The 917-nt window shown below is 53.4% G+C and carries 1 protein-coding gene; it reads right to left on the bottom strand.

Annotation, left to right across the window (positions count from 1 at the left end; translation table 11 throughout):
- Positions 1-101 precede the first annotated feature (101 nt).
- A complete protein-coding gene (locus tag AC1DU6_RS33130; protein ID WP_457355173.1) occupies positions 102-746 on the bottom strand; it encodes a hypothetical protein in 645 nt (214 codons plus the stop codon).
- Between the last annotated feature and the right edge of the window lie 171 nt (positions 747-917).

Here is a 917-nt window from a genome sequence, read left to right as displayed (position 1 = left end):
GAGCAACTCGGCATGCAGATCGTGCCCGTGGCACAGACCGCCTGAAACCTCTTTGCAGATCAACTATTTGGTGGGTGTTTCTTGAGAGGTTGCTTGCTGCCTCAACGAACGACTGGAATGAAAATGGGAATGCTAATCTTGCCATCGCTTGCGCCACCGATATTTTCAAGCTTTGCTCCGGTAGACAGCGACTGCGTTAGCGGAACTGTTGCCAAGGCAGAAAACTCGGATCGGATTGCGGGCAGATCGCGGGCCGATTGATCGGACAGCGTCACCGTCGAGGCCGTAACCGCGCGACCAAACCTTGATGTTTCACGGAAATAGAAGCCGCCCAAATAAATGGCTTCACGCGGCTTGACCTCGAACTCAATTCCGGTAGGCGCCGTGGACCAAACATTTGCCATACCTTGGCTAACTTGCCAGGATTTGACAATGTAAATTCCCGCTGGCAATTCAATGGCGAAAGGCGAGCCCTTCTTGCCAAGTGCTCGATTGGGATCCTCGCCTTTGAACGCAAGGCTGAGGTTGAGAGTTTGCGAACTACCGTGCTCGATTAGGAACTTCTGGCCGCTAACCTTGTTTTCCACGTGCAGGCGGTAAGCGGCATAGCCGCCATCGTAAGTAATGCTGCCCGTAGCGACGCCGGTGGACGAAGACTTTTCAAGTGAAAAGTCTCGCGAAATGTTTGGCGCAGCGCATGCGGTCAGTGCCAACGAAACAGCAAGCAAGAAATACCGAGTGTTCATTGAAGTATTGGAAGTGAATTGAAGCAACCTAACGAGGCTGGGCAATAACCCGATTTCTGCGATGCCCGCAGCGGCTGATCACCGTGGATGCTGAGGAACTCTTCATCGTTTGATGCGTAAAGGGTTAGGTCTCGGGTTTGGCATCTCGGAGTGCGCGCCCCAGAGTGAGGC

Source organism: Roseateles sp. P5_B10 (assembly GCF_056400485.1).
This window is presented reverse-complemented; position numbering and strand designations above follow the sequence as displayed.

What these genes read in the sequence shown, in the direction of transcription:
- AC1DU6_RS33130 (WP_457355173.1), bottom strand. Translation starts at nt 746, where the DNA reads ATGAACACTCGGTATTTCTTGCTTGCTGTTTCGTTGGCACTGACCGCA.